The sequence below is a fragment of the Limimaricola cinnabarinus genome (assembly GCF_047631075.1).
GTDB lineage: Bacteria > Pseudomonadota > Alphaproteobacteria > Rhodobacterales > Rhodobacteraceae > Limimaricola > Limimaricola cinnabarinus.
In genome coordinates this window covers 1-21,880 of record NZ_JBLHYX010000032.1, presented here as the reverse complement: position 1 = coordinate 21,880, position 21,880 = coordinate 1, and the positions used below count along the sequence as shown (strand labels likewise).

The following is a 21,880-nucleotide window of genomic DNA, read 5'->3' as shown; positions in this document are numbered from 1 at the left end:
GTCGCCGGCGCGCGGTATCCGCGGCCGACAGCACTTCTATCTCGGGTCTGAACTTACGGTCGGCCATAAGGTCGGACGTATCACTGACCTCGAAATCCCGTCAGACGGCCTCCGCCGCAGGGATACGGTTGTTTGCGGGGACGTACGAAATTCCGTCCGCGACCACTCGAGTTAATAGTTTGGTCGTGTAGCTTGCCGAGATCTCGAACGCCTTGCGTCTAGCGTGGCGGAACGGGCCGAGAGGCGACGACTGTGCGGGCGAAAAATGGCAGCGGTTTGGTCGTGGACGGACAGGAACCGCTGGGCCTGCCGTGAGGATTTGAACCGTCCCATGACCTTTTCTCGTCGTCGGGTGTGCCGGTGCGGCGCTTCGGCCGCGTTGTCACATTAATTTCCTTGTGCTGGCGATGCTCCAAGCCGGGGACGATTTTCGCTTTGGCCGCCGCGTAGGAGCCGAGCTTGTCCGTCACCATCACCCGCGGCCGGCCCATCGCTTGAAGAGCTTGCGCATGAACCGCTTGGCCGCCGCGGTGTCGCGCCGCGACTGCACGAGGACATCCAGCACGTCGCCGTTCGCGTCGATCGCGCGCCAGAGCCAGGGCCTGACGCCGTTGATCTTAAGGATGACCTCGTCGGGGTGCCACTTGGTGGCTGGATCGGACCGGCCGCAACGGATCTTCGCGGCGATCTGTGTCCCGAACTTCGCGACCCAAACCCTGACCGTTTCATAGGATACCATGATCCCGCGCTCGGCGAGGAGATCTTCGACATCGCGCAGGCTCAGGGCAAAGTGGTGATATGCCCAGACGGCGTAGTCGATCACGGTCCGCGGGAACCGATGGCCCTTGAGGCACGAAAGATCGTCGACGTTCAGCATCCGAGCTGGCTCCCAGCCTCTGCAGTGCCATCAAGCTGACGATCCCCGCACGGGCTGCGGGCGATCCTGGGTGCCGCGATGATTCGAAAGACGTACTTTTCGGTGGAACTTTTCAAAAGGTTACAGAGTTTAATCGTGCCGTCCTCGAAACGTTGCTTGTGACCGCTGCCCTCATGGAGTGGAGACCAGCCGTGACCTATCTGCGCTACAGCCCCGACATCGAGACAATCCAGCCGGACGAGCAGGAGACGATCGACGGCATCATTCAGGGCATGACTCAACAATCGGAGGCCGTCGAGAAGCGCGAGCACCACGCGGTGCGCGCGAGCCATGCCAAGAGCTCGGCCTGCGCAATCGGCGAAATGCGGTTGCAGGACGACCTGCCGCGTGAACTCGCGCAGGGGCTCTTCGCGCGCGGCGGCAGTTTTCCGGTCGCGGTGCGCTTCGCGCAAGGGCCGGGCGAGACGCTCGGCGACCGTGTGTCCACGCACCGCGGCATGGCGATCAAGGTGTTCGGCGTTGCGGGCGAGAAGCTGCCCGGTCACGACGTCGACACGCAGGATTTCGTGCTGGCGAGCGGGCCGACCTTTCCGTCCGGGACGGCGGAGGGCTTCCTGCGCGATGGCACGGTGATCGGCAAGTCGGCCGGTCTGCCCGAAATCGCCAAGAGCGCGGCTTCCTCGCTCGCGCGCAATCTGAACAGAGTGCTCAACGCCGTGGGCGGCGCGAGTGCGAAGGCCGATTTCTTCGGACATCCGTTCAGCCATCCGCTTTCCGACAGCTATTTCAGCCAGGCGCCGATCCGCTACGGCAACTACGTCGCCAAGATCGCCGCCGTTCCGGCCTCGCTCCACCAGGACCAGCTCAAGGAGTGGCGGCTCGCCCCGCATGAGGACGAGGACGGCTTCCGCCATGCGACGGCCGACTTCTTCGGGCAGCACGACGTCGTCTACGAGTTGCGCGTCCAGCTTCGGGCCAACGCCGAGACCCAGCCGATCGAGGACGCCTCCGTCGAGTGGCCGGTCGAGGACAGCCAGTACCGCACCGTGGCGACGATCGTGCTGCCGCGGCAGGAAGCCTACGGTCCCGATCGCGTGCAATACTTCGACGAGGTGATGACCTTCCGCCCGGCGCACAGTCTGGCGGCGCATAGACCGCTCGGCTCGGTGATGCGGGCGCGCCTCCAGGTCTACAAGGCGCTGTCCGACTTCCGCCATCGCGAGAACGGGATTCGGCCCGCCAACACCTCTCGCATCGAGGAGATACCGGCATGAACGACGTTGCCACGCTCGACCGATCGTCTGGCACGGGAGTTGCCGCCCAGCCGATTGCGACGATCCCGATCACGCTTATTATCAACGGCACCGAGCAGGCACTGGAGGTGGAGCCGTGGACGACGCTGCTCGACCTGCTGCGCGATAAGCTCGACCTCACCGGCACGAAGAAGGGGTGCGATCACGGCCAGTGCGGCGCCTGCACCGTGCTGATCGACGGGGTGCGGATCAATTCCTGCCTGAAGCTCGCGGTCTCGGTCGCCGCCTCCGAGATCACCACGATTGAGGGATTGGGCCAGCGCGGGAACCTCCACCCGCTCCAGGCCGCCTTTGTGGAGCACGACGCCTTTCAGTGCGGCTACTGCACGCCGGGGCAGATCTGCTCGGGCGTCGGGCTAATCGCGGAAGGCCGCGCCCGCACGCGCGAGGAAGTCCGCGAGCAGATGAGCGGCAATCTTTGCCGCTGCGGCGCCTACACCAACATCGCCGACGCGGTGCTCGAGGTTCTGGAAGGGGAGACGACGCGATGATCCGCTTCGATTTTGCGCGCCCGAACGACATCTCCGAGGCGGTGCGCGAGGGTGCGGGTGACCACGCAGCCTATCTCGCGGGCGGCACGAACCTCGTCGACCTGATGAAGGAGAACGTCGCGCGGCCCCTCCAGGTCGTCGACATCAACGGACTGCCGCTCCGGGAGATCGCCGCGACGGAGAGTGGCGGCCTTCGTCTCGGTGCGCTGGCGACCAACAGCGAGACGGCTTACGACAGCCGCGTGCAGAGCCGGTATCCGCTCCTTGCCTCCGCGATCCTCGCTGGCGCCAGCCCGCAGCTTCGGAACGCCGCAACAAACGGCGGCAACCTCAACCAGCGAACGCGCTGCTATTATTTCTACGACGTCGACACGCCCTGCAACAAACGGGTGCCCGGACAGGGATGCGGCGCGATCGGCGGCAGGAATCGCATTCACGCGATCCTCGGCGCCAGCGACAAGTGCATCGCCACGCACCCCTCCGATATGTGCGTGGCGCTCGCCGCGCTGGAGGCCGAAGTGCGGGTCACCGGACCCGGCGGCGATCGGGTGATCCCGTTCGCCGACTACCATCGGCTGCCCGGCGACGAGCCGTGGCGCGACAACAACTTACGGCCGGGGGAGCTTGTCACTGCAATCGATCTGGCTCCCGAAGGCTTCGCGGAGAACTACACCTACCTGAAGCTCCGCGACCGGCTGTCCTACGCCTTCGCTCTGGTGTCGGTCGCCGTGGCGATGAGGCTGGAGGAAGGCGTCATCGCGGAGGCGCGCGTCGCGCTCGGCGGTGTCGCCCACAAGCCGTGGCGCAGCACGGAGGCGGAGGATGCGCTCCGGGGCGCGGAGCCGTCGACCGGCGCGTTCGAGGCCGCGGCCCGCACGCTGCTTGCCGGCGCCGAGGGGCACGAGGACAACGCCTTCAAGATCCCGCTCGCCCGTAAGGCGATCGTCCGCGCGCTGTCCCAAGCGGCCGCGGGCACGCCCCAGTCCCAGACCGATAAGCGCATCGCCTGAGGAGGTAATCATGAACGCAACCGCCAAGGTCGGCATCGGCACGCCGCTCCCGCGCGTCGACGGCATCGAGAAGGTCACGGGCGCCGCCAAATACGCGGCTGAATATGCGGTCCCGAGCATGCTCTATGGCGTTGCGGTCTCGAGCCGCATCGCCAAGGGGCGCATCGTCTCGATCGAGGACGCCGCTGCGCGCACCGTCCCCGGCGTCGTCGAGGTGATGACGCACGAGAACCGGCCGAGACAGGCCTGGCTCGACCGGAGCTGGAAGGACGAGCTCGGCATTCCCGGCGATCCGTTCCGGGCGCTGCACGGCGAGGAGATCCAGTTCGCCGGTCAGCCGGTCGCCCTGGTGCTCGCCGAGACCTTCGAGGCGGCGCGGTTCGCCGCGAGCCTGGTGGAGGTCACCTACGAGGCGGAGCCGCACAACATCGACTTCGATGCCTCGCTCACTGAGAAGTTTGAGCCGAAGAAGAAACGCAGCAGCTTTCACCCGCCGAAGAACCGCGGCGATGCAGAGGCAGCTTTCGCATCGGCCTCGCTGAAGGTCGAGGCCGACTATCACCTCGCCACCGAGCACCACAATCCCATGGAGATGCACGCGACCACGGTCGAGTGGCACGGCGACGGCAAGATCACCGTCTACGACAAGACGCAGGGGTCGCAGAACGTGCAGGGCTACGTGGCGAGCGCGTTTGGCTTTTCCAAGAAAGACGTGCGGGTGGTCAACGCCTATGTCGGCGGCGCCTTCGGCTCAGGTCTCAGACCGCAATGGCAGGTCCAGCTCGCCGCCATGGCAGCCAAGCACATGGAGCGCTCGGTGCGGGTGGTCATGACGCGCCAGCAGATGTTCTACCATGTGCATCGGCCCGAATGCACCTACACAATCAAGCTCGGCGCTGAGCCGACCGGTAAACTGACCGCGATGATCAACGATGCCACCACCTCCACCTCTCGCTTCGAGGACAACATGGAGGACATCGTCGTCTGGGGCATGATGAACTATGACTGCCCCAATGCGAGCGGCGAACACACGATTGCGCCGCGCGACACCTACACCTCTTCTGACATGCGCGCCCCCGGCGCGGCGACCGGCATGACGCTGTTCGAGATCGCGATCGACGAGATGGCGTACAAGGCCGGGATCGACCCGCTCGAGTTCCGGTTGATCAACTATTCCGAGACCGACGCGATGAACGGCACGCCGTTCACCTCGAAGGCGCTGCGCGAGGCCTATGCCGAGGGCGCGGCCCGCTTTGGCTGGGAGAAGCGCAAGCCGGAGCCGCGCTCGATGAAGGAGGGCCGCGAGCTCGTCGGTTGGGGCGTAGCAACCGGCATGTGGGACGCGCAGTTTGCCAAGACCAGCGCCTCGGCGAAGCTGAACGCCAACGGACACCTGGAGGTCGCTTGCGCGACCTCGGACATCGGCACCGGGACCTACACCGTCATGACGCTGGTGGCGGCCGATACGCTCGGGCTTTCGCCCGACCAGATCACGGCCAGGCTCGGCGACAGCGACCTGCCGACCTCGCCCGTCGAGGGCGGATCCTGGGCGGCTGCCTCGTCGGGCGCGGCGGTGCAGCTTGCCTGCCAGGCGGTGGCGAAGAAGCTGCTCAAGGCGGCCGAGAAGGTGGAAGGGCGTCCGCTCGCGGACGCGGCGTCGATCGAAGACATCCTGTTCGCCGATGGCCGAATGGCGCTGAAGGGCGATAGCACCAGAAGCGTCGCAATCACCGATGTGATGCGCGTGGCGGACCTGGCGAGCATCGAGGAGGAGGAGACCGCCTCCCCCGACCTTGGTGATTACGTCAGCATGATGCGCAAGTCCCGCAACACGCACAGCGCCATCTTCGCCGAGGTGCGCGTCGACGAGGAGCTTGGCCAAGTCCGCGTCACCCGTGTCGTCAACGCTGTTGCCGCAGGGCGGATCATCAATCCCAAGACGGCGCGCAGCCAGATCCTGGGCGGTGTCGTCATGGGGATCGGCATGGCGCTTCACGAGGAAACCATGGGCGACCCGAAGCTCGGCCGCTGGATGAACCACAATTACGCCGAATACCACGTGCCCGCCCACGCAGACGTCGAGGACATCGAGGTGATCTTCGTCGACGAGCCCGATCCGGAGGTGACCCCCCTCGGCGTGAAAGGCCTCGGCGAGATCGGCATCGTCGGCGCCGCCGCGGCGATCGCCAACGCGATCTATCACGCCACGGGCAAGCGGGTGCGCTCGCTACCGATCACCATCGACAAGCTGCTCGACGAGGAATCGTGAGCCGAACGAGCCGACGCTCGATCTTCATTGTGCCCGGGAACGCGCCTTCCCCGCTGCGTGGCCGCTCTCGGGCGAAGGGCCGCACACGCCGATCCAAGAGTTCGAGCGATACCCGTCGCCCTCGTCTCGACCAGTCAGATATAGGAGAATGTCATGACTCCCCGTCCTTTCGCCGTCGTCTCCGGCGGCATCGGCACCGAAGCTCCCACCACTCAGCAACAGTCGTCCATCGCAAACAAGGCCGGCAATGCTCTCTCCGGCTGGCCTCCCTACTGGCTGCACTTCACCCATCAACGCCGAGGAGGCTTCCATGCATAGCTCTTACATCCATTATCGGCTCCTTGCCGGCGCATCCGTCGCCCTCATGCTCGCCGCCGGGCCGGTATCGGCCCAGGGGCAGGATCCTGCCTCGGGTCAGCCGCAGCTCGAAGAGGTCGCCACCTTTGACCATCAGGTAACAGGGGTCACCGTCACCGAGGACGGCCGCATCTTCGTGAACTTTCCGCGCTGGACAGAGGATGCGCCGATCTCGGTGGCCGAAGTCGTGGACGGAGAGGTGCGACCCTACCCGAACGAGGAGTGGAACTCCTGGCGCAATGCTCGCAAGAACGAGATCTCCCCCGAGGACCACTGGGTGTGCGTGCAGAGCGTCGTCGCCGATGGCCAGGGTAATCTCTGGGTGCTCGACCCGGCGGCGCCCGCCTCAAGCTTCATCGTGCCGAACGGTCCGAAGCTTGTGCGCATCGACCTCGCCACCGACGAGGTCGCCCAGACCATCGCTTTCGACACGGATGTCGCGCCGCTCGGCAGCTACCTCAACGATGTGCGCTTCAGCCCCGACGGCAGCTATGCCTACATCACCGATTCCGGTCCGGCGGACGCGCTGATCGTGGTGGACCTCCAAAGCGGCGAGGCCCGGCGCCTTCTGGACGATCATCCGAGCGTGAAGGCCGATCCGGAGGTGTTGGTCGAGCACGAGGGCGAGCCGATCCGCCGGCCCGACAACCGGGCCGTGGTGTTCGCCGCCGACTCGATCGCGCTGTCGAACGATGGCGAAACGCTCTACTGGAAGCCGCTCACTGGCGAAACGCTCTATTCCATTCCGACGGCCGCCCTTGAAAACCCGGAGCTTTCCGCCGACGCGCTCGCCGCCGAGGTCATCGACGAAGGCGAGGTTGGCGTCACCGACGGTCTCTGGATCGACGAGGAGGATCGCTTGTACCTTTCAGCGGTCGAAGAGGACGCGGTGAAGGTTCGCGAGGACCAGGAGATCACGACGCTGATCGAGGACGACCGGCTGCGCTGGCCCGACACTTTCAGCCAGGGCCCGGACGGGATGATCTACGTCACCACGTCCCGGATCATGGACATGAGCTGGTACAAGCCGCAGAATCCGATCCAACTCCCGACCGCACTCTGGATGTTCGATCCGGACGGAAACACTGGTCAAGTTGAGCCCGATAGTCCGTCGAACCAACAGTGAGGGCGTTACGCACAGCCGACGAACACTATGGCGGCTGGGATCGGCTGATCATCTTAGGTCCATTCGAGGGCATTTGTCACTTCTCGAAGTCGCTGACAGCAAGAGCCGTTGATTTGCCGGCGTTTGCCCTATCACGGAACCAGTATGCCTGAGCACGCCGGTCTCACCATCGCCATGACCGGGAGCGCCGGGAGCGATGCGCCTTTCGAGACCGGCGAAATGACCTTCGAGGGCATCTCCTTCGGATCGAGCGTCGATGTGCAGTACGGCGGATGACTCACGCAGTGAAGATCCACGTGCTCGGCTTCGCCCTTCTCGCACCGGTGGTCGCCGGCGCGCAGGTTGCGTGCCTGCCGCCGGAGGAACCCTACCCCTTTGAGCCGCCGCAGGACGATCTTGAGCTGCGCCAGCTCGTCAACGAGCAGTATGAAGCCTACGTCGATCGGCATCGAGGACTACATCAACTGCCTTGAGGACGAGCGCCTGCGCGCGATCCGGAAGAGCCGGGAGATCATTCAGAAGTGTGTGCGATATTTTGGAAACGATGCTGCCGTGCGCTATGAGACCGAAGAACAGGGCCGCGCTGTGGGAGATCCTGCCCGACCTCCTTCGGCATTCCGGCATCGCGGCCCTGTTTCGGCGTATTGCGCTCTCGGCCTCATGCCTTGCGGTCTCGAGCTGTGACGACTTGCGCTTTCCACGCGATCCTCGGCAGACGCTCGAGACCGTGCTGGCGACCGAGGCGGTGACCGTCGCGGCCGTGGACAATCCGCCCTGGGTGGCGGTCGACGGCGAAGGCGGGCCCGAAGGTGCCGAGGTGGATCTCGTGGAGGCCTTTGCCCGTGAGCTCGGCGTGTCGATCGAGTGGAAGCGCCTGGCAGCTTTCGAGGCGCTGGAGGGGCTGGAGAGCGGAGACCTCGACCTCGCGATCGGCGGGTTCGAGCGCAAGGCGGTGACGCCGGTCGCGGGGGCCGCGCCGAGCTACGCCTACTTCCACGAGGCGCTGGTGATCGGCGCACGCCCCGAGGTGCCCTTCCCCGAGGAGCTGGACGGGCAACTGGTCTTCGTGCCCTCCGAGGAGCCGATCGCGGAACTCGTCAGGAACGAGGGCGGTACGCCGGTCGGAGAATGGTCCGCAGAGGTGGCGCTTGCGGCCGTTCCGCACTGGCAGCTCGCATCTCGCGGCCTGCTTCCTACAGGCATCGTGCTGCAGCGAGCGGAGCATGTCGTTGCGGTTCCCCAAGGTGAGAACGCCTGGCTGATGCGGATTGAGCGCTTCCTGAGGCGCGAGTACGCCAACATGGGCGAGAGGCTGAGGGAGCATCAGCCGTGAGCGGGTCCGTCCGAACCATGCCGGAGGAGCAGAAGAAGGCGCTTCGCCGCGCCCGCTGGATAGAAGCGATCTGGCTCGCGGCCCTCGCGACGATCGTGATCGCGATCTACTTCTCGGTCGGTAACAGCCAGGCGATGAAGACCGCGTGGATCGAGGACATGCTGAGCTTCGTGCCCCCGATCGCGTTCCTCGTCGCCTCCTGGATCGAGGGATGGGCGCCGAGTGATCGGTTCCCCTTGGGCTTCATCCGCGTCACCTCGATCGCCTACCTGATGAGCGCGGTGGCGCTCGGGGGCGTCGGCATCTTCCTCATCGTCGACTCGTCGATAGCGCTCATCAAGGCCGACCATCCGACGATCGGCAGCGTCGAGCTCTTCGGCGTCACGATCTGGCTCGGCTGGGTGATGATCGTGGCGCTCGTCTACAGCGTCGTCCTGCCGGTGATCTTCGGGCGTTTGAAGATGACGCCGGCGCGGCAGCTCCACGACAAGACGCTTCTGGCCGATGCGCTCATGAACAAGGCCGACTGGATGACGGGTCTGGCGGCGATCGCCGGCATCTTCGGCATCGGCCTCGGTTGGTGGTGGGCGGACGCAGTGGCGGCCATTGTCATCGCGCTCGACGTGCTGCACGACGGCGTCAAACACACCGGAGCGGCGATCCGAGACCTGAGCGACGAGGTGCCGCGAACCGTTGACGACCAGGAGTTCGAGCCGCTGATCGACGACATCCGCGACTGCGTCGATCAGCTGCCTTGGGTGCGCGAGAGCCGGCTGCGCCTGCGCGAGGAGGGCCGGTTCCTGACCGGGACGATCTACGTCGTGCCGCAAGACGGGTCCGTCTCGCCCGAGCGGATCGAGGCTGCGGAACGGGACCTGCTCGACCTGCACTGGCGCGTCCACGACGTTTCGATCATGCCCCGCTCCAGGATCGAGAGCCCGCCGACCGGCCGCACGGACGAGAGCGGCCCGTCGCCGCTCCGTGCGGGGGCGGTGCGCCGCGCCGAGCGTTGAAGCAGCGCGAGTTCAGGCGAGCTACGGCACCACGTCCGAGCCGAACGTCTCGATGAAGGCGCGCTGGTTCACGCCGGTATCGGAGGGAGAGTAGATCGTTCCCGGACACGGGAACCTTCCGCCTCCGGCCAGCGTGGGACCTTGTAGCAGGTTGCGCGGCGACGACACCGCGCTCCGTACCGGGCGCGCCTTTTCGAACTTGAGACGCGGTGCTGATTGCCGGGACCCAAGCGATGGAGCATTACGAAATCGCGCGCTCTGAAGACGTGGGCCGGGCAGCTCGGGATGGACGAGGCGGTCAAGCTGATCGACCAGACCTTGCAAGAAGAGAAGAAGGCCGACGAACTGCTGAACGAGGTCGCCGAACAGGCCAACTAGATGGCGGAGCAGAAAGCAGGATAAACCGCCGGCCTACGGACGGGCGAGGCAACCGGAGCTGCCGTACCTCGCCCTGATCGCCCTCTCTCCTGGGGGTCGTCCAAGCGGCACGGGGTCCGCCTTCACGACGCGCTCTCACGTTCTGCCAGTTCATCGGCGATCAGGCGGTTGTGGATGTCGGTCGCCGCGACGGCCGCTTGCCCCGTTGCGACGGCAATCTGCGCAAGGCCTGCGACGACGTCGCCCGCAGCATAGAGACCGGGAAGGGTGGTCCGCTGGTGTCCGTCGGTGACGAGCGCGCCGTCCGGGTCCAGCGTGAGGGGCAGGTCCTTCACCAGATCCGAGCGAACCCTGCGGCCCAGCGCAGAATATATCGTGTCGAAACGATGCACCTGGCCGTCTTCCATGTGGAACGTCTCGATCCGGCCGGTCGCCACGCCAAGCTCTCGAACCGGTGCGTCGATGATGCGGACCTCGGCCCGACGCAGCGCCTCGCGGTCGTCCTGCGAGAGTCGGAACGGCTTGCCGAGAGACAGCAGCGTGAGCTTCGAGGCGTAGCGGCGAAGAAGCAGCGCCTCGTGCAGGGAGCAGGCGCCGTAGCCGATGATCGCGATGCTCTGGCCGGTCGCCTCATAAGCGTCACAGACGGGGCAGTGCCTGACCAAGCCCTTGCGGATGGCGCCGGCGAGGTTGGGCAGATCGGGCTCGCGGTCCTCCACCCCCGTCGCCAGCAGCACCTTGCGGCTTCTGATCGCACCGGCAATGGTGTGGGTCAGGAAGCCGTCGCTTCCGTCCGACTCAAGACGCAACGCTTCCGCCTCGAGGATCTCGCTGCCATACCGTTCGGCCTGTGCGCGGAGCCGGGCCAGAAGCTCGCGGCCGGCGATGCCGTCGGGGTAGCCTGGAAGGTTGTGCGAGAGCGGAATCCAGTCGGCGCGGCTGGTTCCGGCGTGGAGCACGACGAACCGTCTGCGGAACCGGGCGAGGTACACCGCCGCCGCCAGCCCTGCCGGGCCGCCGCCGATGACGACGCAGTCGAGGTCGCGCATCACAAAGGTCGAGAATACGTCCAATCGGTCTCCATCTGCGCCGCGAGGGCGTCGTGCAGCTCGAGCGAGCTAGTTAAAACGCCAATCCTTAGATTCACGTTGCTGCTGAAAAGATTCACGTTGCTGCTGAAAAGATCCAGATTGAAGCTGCTGACCGAGGACCACCTGCCGTCCACCATCGCGACCTTGGCGTGGAGCATTCCACGCGTATAGCCTCGCAGCTCCACACTGCGACGCACGAGGGCGTGAGCAAACCGGTGGCCGACGACATCAACGATCTGGTGATCGCTCCGCGCGGGCATGAGGACCCGCACCTTCGCGCCGCGCTCGACGGCCAGGATCATCGCTCGCCAGAGACTGCGATCGGGGATCAAATAGGGCGTCGTCAAAGCGACCGACCGCTCGGCCTGCGCGATCTCCGTGGGAATGGCGTCGCGAAGATCATGGTGCGGACGCACCATCGGCCCGCTCAGGGCGTAGTTCCATGCCGCCCCGGGAAGCTCGGGCCCGCCCGGCTCCGGTGATCGCTCCTCTCGCCCATGGTGAGCGCCTCGCCAGGCGCGCTCGAACTCCGAAGCGATCGCCGGCGGGAGCGGCCCGCCGACAAGGATCATCGTGTCGCGCCAGGTCGACATCCGGTCGGCGTGCGTGCAGCCAACGGATGGTCGCGGCGAATGTTCAAAACGCGATGACGGACGGGTGCCCGGCGAGCGCCTCGCGCAGGTGGTGTCGGTTCGCGATGTGGTCCCGATCTGCCGGCGATCGGGAACAGCGCCGCCTTGCCGGCCGTTCGACGTTCGTCAGGCTGCCCGATCAGCGGCCGCCGGCGGTGAAGGATGCACGTCACGGGAGCACCGACATGAACGTCCGCTCGCGAAGGTTCCGCTCGACAACTCTCCGGGATGGCTCGGACGCTTTGGGGACCGGCCTCGGCTGGTTCTCCCTTGGGCTCGGCTTGGCCGAGATCGTCGCCCCGCGGCTCCTGACCCGCACGCTCGGGATGCAAGGACACGAGCGCCTCGTCCAAAGCTATGGGCTGCGCGAGCTCGCTTCGGGCGCGGGCATCCCCGCCACGCGCGGGCGGGCCCGGGCGCCCTGGATGTGGGCGCGCGTGGGCGGCGACGTGCTCGACATCGCCACGGTCGCCGGGGCGCTCGACCGCCCGCGCGCGCCGCGAGGAAACATCGGGGCCGCGCTTGCCGCGCTCGCCGGCGTCACGCTCCTGGACGCCTGTTGCGCCAGCCGGCTGTCCTCCACGCGCGCGCAGCCTCGCCCCGTCCGGAGGTCGGTCCGCTACTGCGATGCGGTCGAGTCTCGCCGCCCACCGGCCGCTCGGCTCGATCAACCAGGCCCGGATGCGCGCCTACGGCGTGTTGGGCCGCAAGCGACGCGAGCTGAACGGCAGCGCAACGGACGAGCCGCGTAGCGCCGCGACGAAGTTTGCAAGGGAGGATCGTCCTATGATCTCGACAGGATTGCACAAGACGCTCGATGGCGTCTCTGCCGTTGCGCTGATGACGGCGCCGACATTGCTCGGTTGGCGCCCTAGCCTTCGGCGCGCCGTGGCCGCGGCGGGCGTCGGCGTCGCCGCGTACAGCCTAGCGACCCGCTATAGAAGCGACTCGCAGGCGCCGATGGGGATGCGCGACCACCTAGTCCTCGACGCACTCCAGGGCGCCGGGTTCTGCACCGCCGCCGCACTGCTCGACGAGCCGGCCAAGGTGCGCGGCGCGCTCGGCGCCTACGGTCTCTTCTCGATCGCGGCGGCGCTGCTGACCGACCGGCCCGCGGAGACGCGCCGGCCCGTCTCGCGGCAGATCCCGCTGACGCGGGAAGCGGTCGTGACCGCCGCCCGGGGCGGGCGCGCGCGCGAGATCGCTCCGGGCGTCGCCTATCGCCGGCTCGGGATCGTCAACGTCTTCTTCCTTGGCGCGCCCGACGCCGGGGATCGCGGATGGATCCTCGTCGATGCCGGGCTCGACAGCACGGCGCCGCTGATCAAGGGCGCCGCGGCCGAGCGCTTCGGCCGCGACGCTCGCCCCGCCGCTATCGTCCTGACGCATGGGCATTTCGACCATGTCGGCGCACTCAAGCACCTCGCCGAGCGCTGGGACGCGCTGGTCTACGCCCATCCGCTGGAGCATCCCTATCTCGACGGCTCCTCCGCCTATCCGCCAGGCGATCCGACGGTCGGCGGCGGCGCGATGGCGGCGCTGGCCGGGATCTATCCGACGGGGCCGGTCGATGTCCGCCCCCGCCTCCGCGCGCTCCCGAAGGACGGCACCGTGCCCGGCGCGCCGGGCTGGCGCTGGCTGCACACGCCGGGTCATGCGCCGGGCCATGTCTCCCTTTGGCAGGAGGCGCACCGGACGCTCGTCGCGGGCGACGCGGTGATCACCACCCGGCAGGAATCGGCCTATGCCGTGGCGGTGCAGGCGCCCGAGATCCACGGACCGCCCGCCTATTTCACCATCGACTGGGACGAGGCCCGCGCTTCGGCCCGCGCGCTGGCCGATTTCGAACCTGACATCCTCGTGTCCGGCCACGGCGCGCCTCTGGCCGGGCCGCGCATGCGCGGGGCGCTCAACCGGCTGGCCCGAGACTTCGACAGGCTCGCGGTGCCCCAGGGCGCCCGCTATGCGCGCCATCCGGCGCGGCCGGAGCAGGAGGCATATCGGTGAGTCCCCCCGAGCGCGTGGAGACGAGACCTGCCTGGCGGGGAAGGTTCTCGGCCGGGAGTGTGGCGCAGCACCGCTGGAGACGATGCCGGTGACCGAGGCGCACGGTTATCCTCCGTTCGACACCCCGAAGGCGGTCGCCGACGGGGTCTGGGTGGTGGATGCCGAGCCGATCCGGACCATGGGCGCGGCGTTGCCGGTGCGGATGACCGTGGTCCGGCCCTGACCGGCGGCGGCGCGGTGACCAACGCGGGAGGCGCCCCCGCGGCGGCGATGCCCTCGGAAGAGACGACGGACGGTACCTCGGACGAGCCTGCCGCGGCCGCCGATTAAGGAAGAAGGAGCACCCATGTCCTACATCCGCTTCGGGCTGATGATCCTCACCTCCACGGTGGTGATGTTCATTCTGATGTACCTGAACACCTATGCCTGGGAGCATCTCTTCTTCTCGGAGACGCGCACCTACATGGCGATCCTGATGGGCGCGACGATGGCGGTCATCATGCTCGGCTACATGCTGGGGATGTACTCCAACAAGCGGCTGAACATCGCGATCTTCGCCGGCTCGGTGATCGTTTTCGTGCTTTCGCTGTGGCTCGTCCGCAGCCAGGTGACGGTCAGCGGGCCGAGCTACATGCGGGCGATGATCCCGCATCACTCGATCGCCATCATGACATCGGAACGCGCGCAGATCCGCGACCCGCGCGTCCGCAAGCTCGCCGACGAGATCATCGAGGCACAGCGGCGCGAGATCGCGGAGATGCGCTATCTCATCGCCAACGTCGCCGGCGGCAACGTGGTCGAGAGCATCTATCAGGACCCACCGGCCGAGCCGGGCACCATTGAGAACGCGCTTGCAAACACGCTGATATCGACACTTGACCTTGCACCGATGCCCAAGGCGGAGGCCGATCGCGTGCTTGAGGCAGGAGCCCGCTGCACGTTCAATCGGAGCCCGGAGACGGAGCCCGTCCTGTGGGCGGATCAGGAGGGCGGAGCGGCAGCCATGAAGCTGAATGGCGTCCTGATGGCCCTTGAGGGAGCTGGCGAGGCCGACGCTGGCGGCGTGCAGTTCTCGGCGCCCGGCACCATGGTCACCGTCCGACTGCTCGGTGACGAGGCCGACTGGCGCGCTGATGCTGAGCTCGTGTTCGAACTCGATCAGGGTCTCTCTGTCGGCTACCGCGGCTTCTACGGGTGTGAGGCGAGCTGACGATCAAGGAGATCGAGTTCATTCAAAGGAAGTCCCAAATGCATTGGATCAAAGCGAGAAGACGGCGCAGCTCTACCGGAGGGTCATGCCCGACCATCTCTGCCCCTACGGGCTCAAATCGAAGGATCTGCTCGAGCGTCAGGGGTTCACACACGGTCGAGGACCACCATCTGAAGACCCGCGAGGAGACCGATGCGTTCCAGCGGGAGCACGGGGTCGACACCACCCCCCATGTGGATGCCCCGGACCGGGCGTTGCGCAGGCTGTCGTTAGCCCAGATCCCGTCCCCTCCGACGGCATAGGTCATTCACCTTGATCCTGCAATTTCCAGCTTTATCCGGCGCATGCATCTCGTAGGCCTCCGCGAGGAGGTTTCTCTCATACCAATGCCCATTGATCATGACCCATGGGCCCAGGTCCGGAAGCCGATGGAGGTTATCCTCGTCGGTTCGGCGAGGAGCTTGTTCCAAGCGTCGCAGCAGTGGGCGACGATGTCGTCGTAGTTCTCGAAGACGCGGTTGGAGAGCCAGTTTTCGCGCATGTATTGCCAGATATTCTCGACCGGGTTCAGCTCCGGCGATCGAGGGGGAAGTGGCAGGAACGTGATGTTTTCTGGGACCGCGAGGTGGGTGGACATGTGCCAGCCCGCCTGGTCGAGGATGAGCACGGCGTGCGCGCCCGGTTCCACGGCGGCGCTGATCTCCGTGAGATGGGCCTGCATAGCCTCGGTGTTCGCGTAGGGCATCACCAGGCCTGCGGCCTTGCCTTTCGCCGGGCAGATCGCGCCAAAGATGTAGGCCCACGTCGTGCGCTGATCGTGCGGCGCGCGGGGCCGGGTCCCGCGCCGCGCCCATCGGCGGGTGATCCCGTTCTTCTGGCCTACGCGCGCTTCATCCTGCCACCAGAGCTCGAGCCTGGTTTCCGGGGGCAGCTTGACGCGGATCGCCTCCAGCTCGGTGGGAAGGTTTTTTTGAACGCCTCCAAGGGCTCAGGATCCTGAGCCTGATCCTGCGGGCGGGCGGAGAGCTTCCGCAACCCCATGCGGCGCAGCTCGCGACCGAGCGTCTGCCGGCTCACCGAGACGCCGAACCGATCCTGCATCCACCGCACGAGATCGACGAGCCGCCAGCGCACGACGCCGTGCGACTCGGGCTTCGGCCCCGCCTCGACCGCCTGCACGAGCGCCACGCGCTGCTCCGGCCCCAGACGCGGCGACTTGCCCGGCGCCTTGCGGTCCACAAGGCCCGCCGGCCCCTCCGCGTTGAAGCGCGCCACCCAGTCCCGGACAATCTGAAGACCGACGCCGCCGATCCGCGCGGCCTCCGTCCGGCTCGCGCCGTCATAGATCGCAGCCAGAGCGAGAAGCCGCCGTGTCTGCGCGGCGTCCCGGCTCGCCCTCGCCAGCCGACGCAGGTCGTCGGAGCCGTGATCCGCCCGGAGCGTGATCGCCTTTGTCATCAAGAACCTCCTTCAGTTCTCGATGGTGAATCACGTTCCGCCCGCCGGCGGAAGCCCCTTCATGAGTCGCCCTCAGCGAGCGCTGGTATCAGAAGGCTTAACGAGCGATGAAGGTCGCGCCCGCGAACGCCGGCGGTCCCACCGCGCCGCCGCTTGGGCGGCGCCGCGGCCGATAGCTCTTCCTTCTATACCGAGCCATCATGCAACGTCCGTCTGCGCGAAGTCGTCACCCTTGTAGAGTAGCCGGACGCCAGAGCTTTTCGCCATGGCATAGGAGAAGCAGTCTCCCATGTTGAGCTTGGCTGGGTGGCCGGTCACCTTGCCGTAGGTCAGCGCCGCCTGCCGGGCTGCGCGACCGATGATTTCGGTGACGTCCAATTCTCGGGCGCCGATTTCCTCGAGCAACCCGCCCACCAGCTCTTCGGCCATGTCGTGATCCTCTGCTGTCATATGAACCTCGCCGCGTGCCCGCGCCATCTGGATCGCCAACGAGATCACCGCCTCGAACCGAGCGACTGGCGAGGTGAGCGCCCGTCCCTCTGCGCCTTCCAACGCCGCAAGAAATTTTGACGCTTCGGGCTCGCTCTTGAGGATCGCCACCAGGGCCGACGCATCCACGAACATCACAGGTCCCCGGAAAGATCGTCCATCAGCGGCTTGTCGTCGTAGCCGTTGGCGCGGAGACCGAGATCGGCCGCGCGCGCCTGTAACGCCGCTACGCGCTCGCTCAGGCTCTTCTTCTGCGCCAGCCGTTCCAGCTCGTGTTCCAGAGCCAGGCGAACGGCCTCGGTCTTGTTGCCCTTCGTGGCAAGTTGCGCCAGCTTGTCGGCCAAGCTGCCCACCGTGTCATCGCGGATGTAGAGCGGCATCGTATATCTCCATTTGCATATTCATGATATGCAAAGTAGGATATTCAGAACAAGGTATTTCCGTCTCCGAGGGCAATTTTATCCGGCCCTCTCCACCCATGGAAATCGATACGATCGGCTTCCTCTTCTGACAGAGGATTTGCCTTTCTTCGCGTAGCGGATCCGCGCAGTTCTTGCCTACATCAAGAGCACCTGGCCGGAGCGCGGGCGGAGCTACCAGGAGAACGTGTCGCGGGTGAACCAGGCTACTCCGACTGAGCGTCGCCGCGCTACTCGCGCCAGGCCCGCTCGCAGACCGAGTAGAGGAACGTCGCCGACCAGGTCAGCACCATGAAGCCCCCGAGCGACTGCATCATGTTGATCATTCTTATCGGGCCGTTGGCTTCGATCTGCGTGTAGCCCAGCGTCGCGAAGTTGATGCCGGAGAAGTAGATCAGCCCGCCCCAGCTCGCGTCGTAGCTGCCGCCAAGGTCTCCTAATACGCCCCAGCCCAGCAGCACCCTGTAGACGGCGGCGAACGCCAGGATCTCAAGCGTGTGAAGCGCCAGCAGCGCGAGAAACGCCATCATGATTGCTGCCTGCGGCCTGTCGTCCGAATTTGGCTTCATCGCGCGAACAGCCAGCAGGCCGTAGTGGTGGGCGATGCCTAGGGCCGAGACGAGCACGAACCCGATCAAGAGCGCCATTCCTTGTCTCCTTAGCGAACTGGCAGCGCCTGCCTGACGTGGACCTGCAGGTGCGAAATTGAGGAACTACTCCAGCCAGAGCATCTGGACCGGCATCCAGATCGCCATGGCGATCGTCATCAGGTTCTCTGTAAGCGAGACGAAGCCCAGGGGCACGTTGCTCGATCCGCCAACGCAGGCGCATTCGAGCTCACGCTTGTCGATGTAGACGGCTTTGAAGACCGACACTGCTCCGACCGTCCCGATGCAGCCGGTCGCGCAGGTGGACGAGAACCGCCACCTCCCAGGCGCGGACATCGAGATCGCCGTTGCCTGAGCGGACGCGGCGACGCCATTTTCGGGTCGAGATCGTCTCCATCAGGCGCGGATCGGCGGCGCCGCCGAACGCCACGCGATAGCCGTCGGCGTTGCCTCCGGTGGCGCCGGCCGAGATCGACGCATCCTCCTCTGTCGCGGCAGCCTACGAGCAGTCCATGTTGGGGATGCACGACGAGATGATGGCTGGCCTCCGGCACGAGGACCCCGACATCGCCTTCGTGCTCGGCATGATCCCTCACCACCAGGGCGCGATCGACATGGCGCGCATCCAGCTCGCCGCAGGCTCCGACCCGGAGAACATGGAGCTGGCCCGGCACATCATCGCCGAGCAGCAACAGGAGATCGACGCGATGCGCGCCTGGCTGCGCGAACGCGGGATCGAGTTGCCCGATAGCTGATCTGCCCTGCCCGGTGCCGCGATCCCGATGCGGCGCCGGGCTCTTGTCAGCATCGAGGGTAGATGACTGCGCCGTCTTCCCGCAGGCGCGCACCCTCAGACAGTCGAGCGGTATCGATGCGATCCGACGCCATCATGTGGCGCACCTCATGGCCGCCCAGCAGCAAGTAATCGGTGATGATCCTTCGATGGCAGCGCCACCAGACGGCTTCCGAGCACATCATCGCAAGGGACTGGTCGCGGCCGAGCTCCACCAGTTCGCGCAAGGCGTCCCGAAACTCGGTGCCAAGGGCGTAATCGGCGTAGTTGTGGAAGCTTCGCACTCTCCAGAAGGCGTTCAGGCATTCGTCGACATCCGGCTGCTTTGGACGCCGTCCGCCGAGCGCCAACATGTGCCGGTAGCCGATCTGATGATCGGCAAGCCTCTCCGGGAACCTGTCGTCGTTGAAGTCGGGGTTGCTGCGAGACTTCGGGAACGACCGCACATCGACCAGCAGCCGGACCCCTGCTTGTCGCAGCATGTCGATTACCGTCTTCGGCGACCGGTTGGAATGTCCGATGGTTGCGAACCCGCCGCTCACGAGTCGAGCTTGGTCAGCGCATCCTCCTTGTGCGCCGCGACGTGATCGGTCTTGTCGCTCTCGATCTCGTATTGCGGCTCCTCCTTCGAGGCACGACGGCGATGCCCCTTGTAGTCGAAATTCGCCTCGTGAACCTTCACGATACGGCCGCTCACGCGCCCGGCTTCGGAATTCCAGCTCACATGATCACCTTCTGAATACTTCGCCATCGGCTCGCCTCCTTCGTCCATCCAACACATGTCTTGCTTGAGCCGTTCCGGGGCGGCGTCATGCCTTCATGAGGGCTGTTCCTTGGCCCTTGCGGCTATGGTGTTCACCGGCAACTCACCGAGATCGGTCATGACTGCATGGTTGTCGCTCCCTCGCTTATCCCGGTGAAGGCACCCAGTACGCCTGCGAGCCCTACAGGAAGATCTTGGCCGGCGGCCTAATCGCCTGCACCCCACTCATCCGGGGCAGGATCAACCGTTGCTCTGCGCATGCCCTGCGCTTCCTGGCTGTGCCGTTCGCTGCGCCGCTGGACAGCCGCGCCAGCACAGCCCGCGGTCGGGCTCAGGTCACCGTTAGTAGCAGCATCACGATCAAGGTGAAGACGCGAGCGAGTTCGGCGTGACCGGCAAGGCCCTGATAACGCGCGGCCGAGCGCCAGACGCCGACCACAGCCAGGATATTGTAGGGTACCGACGGTGCGTAGCCGACAAGCAGCGCCGCCCAGGGCCGGTCGACCGTGATCATGGCGAGAAACAACACGCTGGTCGTAAGGTTCACCAGGAGTCCGACGCTAATCGCCCAAGTCCAGAACGCTTCGCCGAGAGGTAACTCACCCAATCACAGGAAGCGCAGCTTCTTCATGCCGCATGTCTAGCTGAATTTCTTGACCTGCTCGAACAGCCGATCCGCCGCAAGCTGAGGAAACTTCCGAACTGTCGCTGCGCTGTCTTCAAACAGCCGCTTCGCCCGCTGCCGTAGCTCGCGACCGAGGGTCGAACGGCAGACGAGGGGACGAGGGCCGGACGCGACGCCCCGTTTCTATGCCGCGGTTGCGCGATCGCTTGGTCTCCACCAAGTCAGTAGCTTGAAACGGCCTTCCGCTGCGCCCTGCACGAATGGCCGTTTCCATGCTGCGGGCGCTCACTGAACCGCTCGTGACAGCCTGCTGATGGGATCATTTGAAGTCGCGCGTCTTCACCTTGATCGAGTCGATGTGGAGATCACGGATATAGATGTCGCGCGTGCGCAGCCCCTTCGGCGGCAAGCCGCGCGGATCGGGCGCCGACGAACCGTGGTGGAACTCGTCACCGCGCCCGTGCGGCAGCGGAAACGGCGCATCGCGATCACCGACGCTGGCCAGCTCGCGCGACAGATCGGTGATGCGGTGCGCGACCAGATGCACGACCTCGCCCTCGCGCTGAACGCGGCCTTTCACGGCGATCATGCCGGACGAGAGGACTATCCGCCGGTGCCGCTCGAAGACCTTGGTCCATACGACCAGGTTGGCGATGCCGCTTTCGTCTTCGAGCGTGATGAACATGACGCCCTTCGCCGAACCCGGCCTTTGGCGGACCAGCACGATCCCGGCCGTCTCCAGCCATCGTCCGTCTCGCGCGGCCATGCCTTCGCCACAGGTCACGATGCGGAGCTTGGTGAGATCGGCTCGCAGGAAGGAGACGGGATGGCTTCGCAGGGAGAGGCCGACATGGCCATAATCCTCCACCACCTCGCTCCCTGCGGTCATCGGGCGAAGCGAGATGGCCGGTTCCGAAACTTCGGAGACCGTCGCGCCAGCGCGCCGAGACGCCGCCGCGAAGAGCGGCAGTTCCTCGTCGCGCAGGCCCTTGATGGCCCACAGAGCGTCGCGGCGCGCGAGGCCGAAGGCCGGGCGAAAGCCGTCAGTCTCGGCAATCTGGGTCAGCGCCGCGACGGGCACGCCCGCGCGGCGCCAGAGATCGTCGACGGAGCCGAAGGGCCGATCGGCGCGAGCGGCGACGATGGATGCGCCATGTGCATTGGCGAGGCCCTTGGCCATGCGCAGCCCGAGGCGGACGGCAAAGCCGTCGTCACCGATTGGCTCCAGGGTGCAATCCCAGCGGGAGGCATTGACGCAGAGCGGGCGGATTGCAACGCCGTGCTCCTGGGCGCCGCGAACGATCTGGGTCGGGGCGTAGAAGCCCATGGGCTGGCTGTTGAGCAAGGCCGTGCAGAAGACGTCGGGGTGCCAGCATTTGAGCCAGGCGCTGGCATAGGCAATCAGCGCGAAGGAAGCGGCGTGGCTTTCGGGAAACCCATAGGAGCCGAAGCCTTCGAGCTGCTTGAATGTGCGTTCGGCGAAATCCTGTTCCCTATTATCCACGAGAAAAAGCAGAGCTTTCGGAAATGCCCAGCCTCCTTGCCTCGCGAAGGTCCCGGCTGCGCCATAACGTAGTCGCTTCCGGTTAGGAGAAATCAGCCAATCTTCTGGGTTCCC

The 21,880-nt window shown here is 65.9% G+C and carries 25 protein-coding genes and 3 pseudogenes; 16 read left to right on the top strand and 12 right to left on the bottom strand.

The annotated features are described in order from the left end of the window. Positions 1–171: 171 nt before the first annotated feature. Positions 172–877, bottom strand: a pseudogene (locus tag ACJASC_RS16700) (IS6 family transposase). Between the two features lie 191 nt (positions 878–1,068). On the opposite strand from ACJASC_RS16700, the gene ACJASC_RS16695 reads away from it, so the two are divergent. From ACJASC_RS16695 to ACJASC_RS16650, 10 genes are all read left to right on the top strand, one after another. Next, positions 1,069–2,151, top strand: coding sequence for a catalase family protein (locus ACJASC_RS16695; protein ID WP_415147006.1), 1,083 nt, complete (start codon positions 1,069–1,071; stop codon positions 2,149–2,151). Between the two features lie 62 nt (positions 2,152–2,213). Continuing rightward, entirely contained in the window at positions 2,214–2,681 is a 468-nt protein-coding gene (locus tag ACJASC_RS16690; protein WP_462806368.1) for a (2Fe-2S)-binding protein, read from the top strand. Next, positions 2,678–3,691, top strand: a complete 1,014-nt coding sequence (locus tag ACJASC_RS16685) for an FAD binding domain-containing protein (RefSeq protein ID WP_415147004.1) — start codon at positions 2,678–2,680, stop codon at positions 3,689–3,691. The genes ACJASC_RS16690 and ACJASC_RS16685 overlap by 4 nt, the downstream gene beginning before the upstream one ends. A gap of 10 nt (positions 3,692–3,701) precedes the next feature. Then, the gene (locus tag ACJASC_RS16680) at positions 3,702–5,960 is read left to right on the top strand and encodes a xanthine dehydrogenase family protein molybdopterin-binding subunit (RefSeq protein WP_415147003.1); all 2,259 of its coding nucleotides are present in this window, start codon (positions 3,702–3,704) and stop codon (positions 5,958–5,960) included. A 310-nt stretch (positions 5,961–6,270) separates the two neighbouring features. After that, a complete protein-coding gene (locus ACJASC_RS16675; RefSeq protein ID WP_415147002.1) occupies positions 6,271–7,443 on the top strand; it encodes an L-dopachrome tautomerase-related protein in 1,173 nt (390 codons plus the stop codon). Between the two features lie 144 nt (positions 7,444–7,587). Continuing rightward, positions 7,588–7,719 carry a hypothetical protein gene (locus ACJASC_RS16670; RefSeq protein ID WP_415147001.1) on the top strand — a complete coding sequence of 44 codons (132 nt, stop codon included), beginning with the start codon at positions 7,588–7,590 and terminating at the stop codon, positions 7,717–7,719. An 8-nt stretch (positions 7,720–7,727) separates the two neighbouring features. Further along, a complete protein-coding gene (locus ACJASC_RS16665; protein WP_415147000.1) occupies positions 7,728–7,916 on the top strand; it encodes a hypothetical protein in 189 nt (62 codons plus the stop codon). Between the two features lie 86 nt (positions 7,917–8,002). Then, a complete protein-coding gene (locus tag ACJASC_RS16660) occupies positions 8,003–8,776 on the top strand; it encodes a transporter substrate-binding domain-containing protein (RefSeq protein WP_415146999.1) in 774 nt (257 codons plus the stop codon). Beyond that, positions 8,773–9,789 carry a cation efflux transmembrane domain-containing protein gene (locus tag ACJASC_RS16655; RefSeq protein ID WP_415146998.1) on the top strand — a complete coding sequence of 339 codons (1,017 nt, stop codon included), beginning with the start codon at positions 8,773–8,775 and terminating at the stop codon, positions 9,787–9,789. The genes ACJASC_RS16660 and ACJASC_RS16655 overlap by 4 nt, the downstream gene beginning before the upstream one ends. A 216-nt stretch (positions 9,790–10,005) precedes the next feature. Further along, positions 10,006–10,167, top strand: coding sequence for a DUF892 family protein (locus tag ACJASC_RS16650; protein WP_415146997.1), 162 nt, complete (start codon positions 10,006–10,008; stop codon positions 10,165–10,167). A gap of 122 nt (positions 10,168–10,289) precedes the next feature. Here ACJASC_RS16650 and ACJASC_RS16645 read toward each other — a convergent pair whose 3' ends face one another. Both ACJASC_RS16645 and ACJASC_RS16640 read right to left on the bottom strand, forming a co-directional pair. Further along, complete coding sequence (locus ACJASC_RS16645) at positions 10,290–11,216, bottom strand: NAD(P)/FAD-dependent oxidoreductase (RefSeq protein ID WP_415146996.1); 927 nt, start codon at positions 11,214–11,216, stop codon at positions 10,290–10,292. After that, entirely contained in the window at positions 11,216–11,851 is a 636-nt protein-coding gene (locus ACJASC_RS16640) for a phospholipase D-like domain-containing protein (protein ID WP_415146995.1), read from the bottom strand. Before ACJASC_RS16640 ends, ACJASC_RS16645 begins: the two co-directional genes overlap by 1 nt. A 224-nt stretch (positions 11,852–12,075) precedes the next feature. Here ACJASC_RS16640 and ACJASC_RS16635 point away from each other — a divergent pair, with 224 nt between their 5' ends. The 5 genes and pseudogenes from ACJASC_RS16635 to ACJASC_RS16615 form a co-directional block, all read left to right on the top strand. Beyond that, a complete protein-coding gene (locus tag ACJASC_RS16635) occupies positions 12,076–12,642 on the top strand; it encodes a hypothetical protein (RefSeq protein WP_415146994.1) in 567 nt (188 codons plus the stop codon). Between the two features lie 214 nt (positions 12,643–12,856). After that, on the top strand, positions 12,857–13,897 hold the full coding sequence (locus tag ACJASC_RS16630) for an MBL fold metallo-hydrolase (protein ID WP_415146993.1): 1,041 nt from the start codon (positions 12,857–12,859) through the stop codon (positions 13,895–13,897). Positions 13,898–13,979: 82 nt separating this feature from the next. Continuing rightward, positions 13,980–14,120 carry a hypothetical protein gene (locus ACJASC_RS16625; protein ID WP_415146992.1) on the top strand — a complete coding sequence of 47 codons (141 nt, stop codon included), beginning with the start codon at positions 13,980–13,982 and terminating at the stop codon, positions 14,118–14,120. Between the two features lie 123 nt (positions 14,121–14,243). After that, entirely contained in the window at positions 14,244–15,107 is an 864-nt protein-coding gene (locus ACJASC_RS16620) for a DUF305 domain-containing protein (RefSeq protein ID WP_415146991.1), read from the top strand. An 85-nt stretch (positions 15,108–15,192) separates the two neighbouring features. After that, positions 15,193–15,337 (top strand): annotated as a pseudogene (locus ACJASC_RS16615) (glutaredoxin); the annotation flags it as partial. 167 nt (positions 15,338–15,504) lie between these two features. Here the strand turns inward: ACJASC_RS16615 and ACJASC_RS16610 are convergent. From ACJASC_RS16610 to ACJASC_RS16590, 5 genes and pseudogenes are all read right to left on the bottom strand, one after another. Further along, positions 15,505–16,565 (bottom strand): IS630 family transposase gene (locus ACJASC_RS16610; RefSeq protein WP_415146990.1). Its coding sequence is split into 2 segments (ribosomal slippage): positions 15,505–16,020 and positions 16,023–16,565, totalling 1,059 coding nucleotides; the frame shifts between segments, so codons are not numbered across the junction. Between the two features lie 198 nt (positions 16,566–16,763). After that, a complete protein-coding gene (locus ACJASC_RS16605; RefSeq protein WP_415146989.1) occupies positions 16,764–17,189 on the bottom strand; it encodes a type II toxin-antitoxin system VapC family toxin in 426 nt (141 codons plus the stop codon). Next, complete coding sequence (locus tag ACJASC_RS16600) at positions 17,189–17,434, bottom strand: type II toxin-antitoxin system VapB family antitoxin (RefSeq protein WP_415146988.1); 246 nt, start codon at positions 17,432–17,434, stop codon at positions 17,189–17,191. The genes ACJASC_RS16605 and ACJASC_RS16600 overlap by 1 nt, the downstream gene beginning before the upstream one ends. A gap of 269 nt (positions 17,435–17,703) precedes the next feature. Next, positions 17,704–18,120 (bottom strand): ion channel, encoded by a 417-nt coding sequence (locus tag ACJASC_RS16595; protein ID WP_415146987.1) that lies wholly within the window; start codon positions 18,118–18,120, stop codon positions 17,704–17,706. A 66-nt stretch (positions 18,121–18,186) separates the two neighbouring features. Continuing rightward, positions 18,187–18,366 (bottom strand): annotated as a pseudogene (locus ACJASC_RS16590) (glutaredoxin); the annotation flags it as partial. Between the two features lie 170 nt (positions 18,367–18,536). Between ACJASC_RS16590 and copM the strand changes: the two are divergent. After that, on the top strand, positions 18,537–18,836 hold the full coding sequence (gene copM, locus ACJASC_RS16585) for a CopM family metallochaperone (RefSeq protein WP_415146986.1): 300 nt from the start codon (positions 18,537–18,539) through the stop codon (positions 18,834–18,836). 46 nt (positions 18,837–18,882) lie between these two features. Here the strand turns inward: copM and ACJASC_RS16580 are convergent, their stop codons facing one another. From ACJASC_RS16580 to ACJASC_RS16565, 4 genes are all read right to left on the bottom strand, one after another. Continuing rightward, the gene (locus ACJASC_RS16580) at positions 18,883–19,416 is read right to left on the bottom strand and encodes a DUF488 domain-containing protein (protein WP_415146985.1); all 534 of its coding nucleotides are present in this window, start codon (positions 19,414–19,416) and stop codon (positions 18,883–18,885) included. Continuing rightward, on the bottom strand, positions 19,413–19,625 hold the full coding sequence (locus tag ACJASC_RS16575) for a hypervirulence associated TUDOR domain-containing protein (RefSeq protein WP_415146984.1): 213 nt from the start codon (positions 19,623–19,625) through the stop codon (positions 19,413–19,415). Before ACJASC_RS16575 ends, ACJASC_RS16580 begins: the two co-directional genes overlap by 4 nt. Before the next feature lie 343 nt (positions 19,626–19,968). Then, positions 19,969–20,184 (bottom strand): hypothetical protein, encoded by a 216-nt coding sequence (locus tag ACJASC_RS16570; protein WP_415146983.1) that lies wholly within the window; start codon positions 20,182–20,184, stop codon positions 19,969–19,971. Between the two features lie 397 nt (positions 20,185–20,581). After that, on the bottom strand, positions 20,582–21,880 hold a 1,299-nt coding region (locus ACJASC_RS16565; protein WP_415146982.1), incomplete at its 5' end, for a helix-hairpin-helix domain-containing protein.

Excerpts from the sequence above, each read along its gene's own strand:
- ACJASC_RS16685 (WP_415147004.1), top strand. The coding sequence starts at position 2,678 with ATGATCCGCTTCGATTTTGCGCGCCCGAACGACATCTCCGAGGCGGTG.
- ACJASC_RS16680 (WP_415147003.1), top strand. The coding sequence starts at position 3,702 with ATGAACGCAACCGCCAAGGTCGGCATCGGCACGCCGCTCCCGCGCGTC.
- ACJASC_RS16675 (WP_415147002.1), top strand. The coding sequence starts at position 6,271 with ATGCATAGCTCTTACATCCATTATCGGCTCCTTGCCGGCGCATCCGTC.
- ACJASC_RS16670 (WP_415147001.1), top strand. The coding sequence starts at position 7,588 with ATGCCTGAGCACGCCGGTCTCACCATCGCCATGACCGGGAGCGCCGGG.
- ACJASC_RS16660 (WP_415146999.1), top strand. The coding sequence starts at position 8,003 with ATGAGACCGAAGAACAGGGCCGCGCTGTGGGAGATCCTGCCCGACCTC.
- ACJASC_RS16645 (WP_415146996.1), bottom strand. The coding sequence starts at position 11,216 with ATGCGCGACCTCGACTGCGTCGTCATCGGCGGCGGCCCGGCAGGGCTG.
- ACJASC_RS16640 (WP_415146995.1), bottom strand. The coding sequence starts at position 11,851 with ATGTCGACCTGGCGCGACACGATGATCCTTGTCGGCGGGCCGCTCCCG.
- ACJASC_RS16635 (WP_415146994.1), top strand. The coding sequence starts at position 12,076 with ATGAACGTCCGCTCGCGAAGGTTCCGCTCGACAACTCTCCGGGATGGC.
- ACJASC_RS16630 (WP_415146993.1), top strand. The coding sequence starts at position 12,857 with ATGCGCGACCACCTAGTCCTCGACGCACTCCAGGGCGCCGGGTTCTGC.
- ACJASC_RS16625 (WP_415146992.1), top strand. The coding sequence starts at position 13,980 with ATGCCGGTGACCGAGGCGCACGGTTATCCTCCGTTCGACACCCCGAAG.
- ACJASC_RS16620 (WP_415146991.1), top strand. The coding sequence starts at position 14,244 with ATGTCCTACATCCGCTTCGGGCTGATGATCCTCACCTCCACGGTGGTG.
- ACJASC_RS16605 (WP_415146989.1), bottom strand. The coding sequence starts at position 17,189 with ATGTTCGTGGATGCGTCGGCCCTGGTGGCGATCCTCAAGAGCGAGCCC.
- ACJASC_RS16600 (WP_415146988.1), bottom strand. The coding sequence starts at position 17,434 with ATGCCGCTCTACATCCGCGATGACACGGTGGGCAGCTTGGCCGACAAG.
- ACJASC_RS16595 (WP_415146987.1), bottom strand. The coding sequence starts at position 18,120 with ATGGCGCTCTTGATCGGGTTCGTGCTCGTCTCGGCCCTAGGCATCGCC.
- ACJASC_RS16575 (WP_415146984.1), bottom strand. The coding sequence starts at position 19,625 with ATGGCGAAGTATTCAGAAGGTGATCATGTGAGCTGGAATTCCGAAGCC.